The organism is Natronospira sp., from assembly GCF_007134575.1.
GTDB lineage: Bacteria > Pseudomonadota > Gammaproteobacteria > Natronospirales > Natronospiraceae > Natronospira > Natronospira elongata.
In genome coordinates this window covers 1-3905 of sequence record NZ_SLKM01000153.1, presented here as the reverse complement: position 1 = coordinate 3905, position 3905 = coordinate 1, and the positions used below count along the sequence as shown (strand labels likewise).

4 protein-coding genes are annotated in these 3905 nt (G+C 62.6%); all 4 read right to left on the bottom strand.

Going from position 1 to position 3905, the window contains the following annotated elements:
* Positions 1-301 precede the first annotated feature (301 nt).
* On the bottom strand, positions 302-1012 hold the full coding sequence (locus ACJWXQ_RS06115) for an arginyltransferase (RefSeq protein WP_406672378.1): 711 nt from the start codon (positions 1010-1012) through the stop codon (positions 302-304).
* Complete coding sequence (aat, locus tag ACJWXQ_RS06110; RefSeq protein WP_406672377.1) at positions 1009-1782, bottom strand: leucyl/phenylalanyl-tRNA--protein transferase; 774 nt, start codon at positions 1780-1782, stop codon at positions 1009-1011. The genes ACJWXQ_RS06115 and aat overlap by 4 nt, the downstream gene beginning before the upstream one ends.
* Positions 1779-2933, bottom strand: coding sequence for a GNAT family N-acetyltransferase (locus ACJWXQ_RS06105; RefSeq protein ID WP_406672376.1), 1155 nt, complete (start codon positions 2931-2933; stop codon positions 1779-1781). The genes aat and ACJWXQ_RS06105 overlap by 4 nt, the downstream gene beginning before the upstream one ends.
* 6 nt (positions 2934-2939) lie before the next feature.
* Positions 2940-3905 (bottom strand): thioredoxin-disulfide reductase (gene trxB, locus ACJWXQ_RS06100; RefSeq protein ID WP_406672375.1); only part of this gene is annotated, 966 nt, incomplete at its 5' end.

Genomic DNA, 3905 nt, shown 5'->3' with positions numbered 1-3905 from the left:
ACTCTTGGGTGTGGTCACCTTGGCCGTGCTAGTGGAGAGTTTAGTTCGATGTCTTGGTGCCATCCGCGGGTTTTTATCACGAATAAATTCGCTCCTACGGTGCCAATAGCTTATGCCGAAGCCGCCGTAGGAGCGGATTTATCCGCGATTCAGGGTGGAAGGTGGCACCACAGCAGCAGGCAGAAGCCAGCGCTCCGTTGGCACGGCCCAGGTGACCCCCACCAAAGGTCGGCCCCAAGGCAGGAACGCCTCCCGTCACCGCCATCAAAGGGAAAGACTCCAATCGAAGCCGACAAAACCCTCAGTGCTCAAGCCGCTGCCAATGGCCGCCGATCAAGAGTTCGGCTGGTCGGAAGTCGGTCTTGTAGGCCATCTTGGGGCTTTCCTGGATCCAGTAGCCCAGGTAGACATGGGGCAGGCCGCGGCGGGCGGTTTCGGTGATTTGCCAGAGGATGGTGTAGGTACCCAGGCTGCGTTTCTTGAGTGCGGTATCGAAAAAGGAATAGACCGCCGACAGGCCATCATCCAGCCAGTCCACCACCGCAACGGCCACCAGGCGGTCGTCGAGACGGAAATGGACCATGGACGTCTCGGCCCAGGCAGAACGGATGAAACCCATGTAGTCATGCTCATCCCCCTCGGCCATGGGACCGCCGGGGTGACGGGCCGATTGATAAGCCTGGTAAAGGTGATAGGCCTCTTCATCAAAGGTTGCCGGAAGAATCTCCACCTGCAGATCTTCATTGGCATCAAGACAGCGACGATGGCGGCGGCGGGGCTGGAAGGCCCGGCTCAGGACTCGAATGGGGACACAGGCCCGGCATTGGCCGCAATGGGGGCGATAGAGAAAATCCCCGCTGCGGCGAAAGCCAATGCGGGAATAGGCACTGTGGTCATGGGCATCGCGCACGCTTTCCGGCGCCACGACCAGGTTTCTGGACAGGCGGTCGGGAAGATAGGGGCAATCCTGCTCTCCGGTGAGCAGGAGGCGCGGGTGGCGGGCGCGGGTCATGCTTGCCAGGTCTCCGGTTTATCCAGCTGCCTGTCGCTATTATCCCCGCTTCGGCAGCAGTCGGGAACATGCAGGCGGTGCCAGGCCTGTTCCGGCAATGTGCTGGCAGTGGCGCACGCAATGCGAGCAAGAAAGTCCTCGCGGGGCAGATTCTTTGCCCCCATCCGGCGCAGGTGGGGATTGTCGATCTGGCAATCCATCAGCGCCATGCCCCAGGCCTGAAACTGGGTATCAAGCCAGGCCATGGCGATCTTGGAGCCATCCCGTTGTCGGCTGAACATGGACTCGCCAAAGAAAGCCCGACCAATCCCCACGCCATATAGACCACCGATCAGCTCATCACCTTGCCAGACTTCAATGGAGTGGGCATGGCCCAGTTGATGAAGTGTCTGATAGGCGTCGCGCATTTCCGCGGTGATCCAGGTGCCGTCCTGATCGGGGCGAAGCCGGGTGTCGGCACAGGCAGCAATGACCTGGTCGAAGGCCTGGTCGAGGCTGATGCGATAGTCGGGGCGGCGCAGGCGTCTGGCCAGACGGCGGCTGATGTGGAGCTCACCCGGCAGCAGCACCATGCGTGGGTCGGGCGACCACCACAGGATGGGACTGCGTTCGTCAAACCAGGGGAAAATCCCGGCGGAATAAGCCTTCAGTAACCATTCCGGCGACAAGCGGCCGCCGGCGGCCAGCAGACCGGGTGGTTCCTCCAGGGCTTCCCCGGGGTTCGGAAAGTGAGGCGCCCGTCGTGGGTCAAGCCAGGGCAGGGCGGTCATGGGGCCCGCTCCGGGGCGTTAGGGCGGTGCTCGCGATGAAAGGGCAGGTGGGCGCGGGCCGCGGCCATGTAGGCCTGATTCTGACGCGCTTCGGCGGCGGCGAAATCCGCCACCGCCCGGCGCAGGGCCGGATCGGGAATCCAGTGCATGGAGCGGGTTTTCACCGGCGGGAAGCCACGCAGCAGCTTGTGTTCGCCCTGGGTGCCGGGGTCGAAGTACTTCAGGCCCCGTTCAATGCAGTATTCGATGCCCTGGTGATAACAGGTCTCGAAATGCAGTCCGTCCAGCGCCAGGCGGCTGCCCCAGTGACGTCCGTAGAGCGTCCGGTTGCCGCGCAGACAGAATGCCATCGCCACCAGAGTGCCCATCGAGTCCAGGGCTTCAATCAGCACCACCGACTCGGGCATCTTGCGGGCGAGTGCCGGAAAGAAACTGGCGGGCAGATAAGGCTTTTGCATGCGCTCATGATAGGTGCGGGCGTAGAGTTCGTAAAAGGCATTCCAATCCATGGAAGACAATTGTTCGCCTTCTCGCCAACGGAACTGGATTCCCTGTTCATGCACCTGACGGCGCTCGCGGCGGAGATTCTTGCGCTTCTTCGAGCGCATCTCGCCCAGCCAGTCGTCGAAGTCCCGATAATTGCGGTTGCGCCAGAGGAAGCGGCAGCCATCCCTTTGGACCCAGCCACGCTCAGCGAGCAGGCCGGCGTCCTCGTCGGAGCAGAACAGGGCGTGGGCGGTGGAAAAGCGATTGCCATCGGCCTGTGACTCCATGGCCTCGGCAAGCGCTGCCTGCTCGGACTGCTCAGCCGCCATCAGGCGGGGGCCGATCACGGGTGTAAACGGGATAGCGGCGGTGAGTTTGGGGTAATAGGGCCGACCACTGCGGTGCCAGGCGTCCGCCCAGGCAAAGTCGAAAACGAACTCGCCGAAGCTGTGGGATTTTTCATACAGGGGGAGAATGGCGCGGAGCCCGCCCTGGCCATCCTCGATGACCCGATGGGCCGCTGTCCAGCCGGTTTCGGGGCAGACCGCGCCGCTCGATTCCAGCAGCGACAGGAATTCATGGCGCAAGGCCGGCTGGTCCGCCGGGACCAGCCGGTTCCATGCCACTGCCTGGACTTCATCAATGCCCGCCAGGCGGCGGATCATGACGGCTCAGGCCGCCTTGCCCTTGTTCACCGCCTGCGCTTCCAGGAATTTTTCGGCATCCAGTGCCGCCATGCAGCCGGTGCCGGCCGAGGTCACGGCCTGACGATAGACATGGTCCATGACATCACCGGCGGCAAAGACGCCGGGAATACTGGTCTGGGTGGCGTTACCGTTAAGGCCGCTATTGACCACCAGGTAGCCGCCTTCCATGTCCAGCTGGCCCTTGAACAGCTCGGTGTTGGGCTGGTGGCCGATGGCGATGAATGCACCCTGAACCTCCAGCTCCTCGGTCTTTTCCGTGTCCTTGGTGTTGCGGATGCGAATGCCGGTCACGCCACTGTCGTCACCCAGAACTTCATCCAGGGTGTGATTCCATTTGAAGCTGACCTTGCCGTCTTTTTCCTTTTGGAAAAGGCGGTCCTGAAGGATCTTTTCCGCCCGCAGCTGATCCCGGCGATGAACCAGGGTCACGTGGCTGGCGATATTGGACAGGTAGAGGGCCTCTTCCACGGCCGTATTGCCACCGCCCACGACAGCGACTTTCTGTTCCCGATAGAAGAAACCGTCACAGGTCGCGCAGGCGGACACGCCCTTGCCCATGAAGGCTTCCTCGGATTCCAGACCCAGGTACTTGGCGCGGGCGCCGGTGGCGATGATCAGGGCATCGCAGGTGTATTCGCCCTGGTCTCCCTTGAGACGGAAGGGGCGTTCACCCAGTTGCACCTCATTGATATGGTCGAAGACGATCTCGGTTTCGAAACGCTCCGCATGACGGCGCATGCGGTCCATGAGATCCGGGCCCTGGAGGCCGCTGACGTCCCCGGGCCAGTTGTCCACGTCGGTGGTGGTCATGAGCTGCCCGCCCTGTTCGATGCCGGTGACCAGCACCGGCTCCAGGTTGGCGCGGGCGGCGTAGACGGCGGCGGTATAGCCGGCGGGGCCGGAGCCGAGAATCAGCAGCTTGCAGTGTTT

Coding starts and splice junctions, on each gene's coding strand:
- ACJWXQ_RS06115 (WP_406672378.1), bottom strand. CDS start 1,012: ATGACCCGCGCCCGCCACCCGCGCCTCCTGCTCACCGGAGAGCAGGAT.
- aat (WP_406672377.1), bottom strand. CDS start 1,782: ATGACCGCCCTGCCCTGGCTTGACCCACGACGGGCGCCTCACTTTCCG.
- ACJWXQ_RS06105 (WP_406672376.1), bottom strand. CDS start 2,933: ATGATCCGCCGCCTGGCGGGCATTGATGAAGTCCAGGCAGTGGCATGG.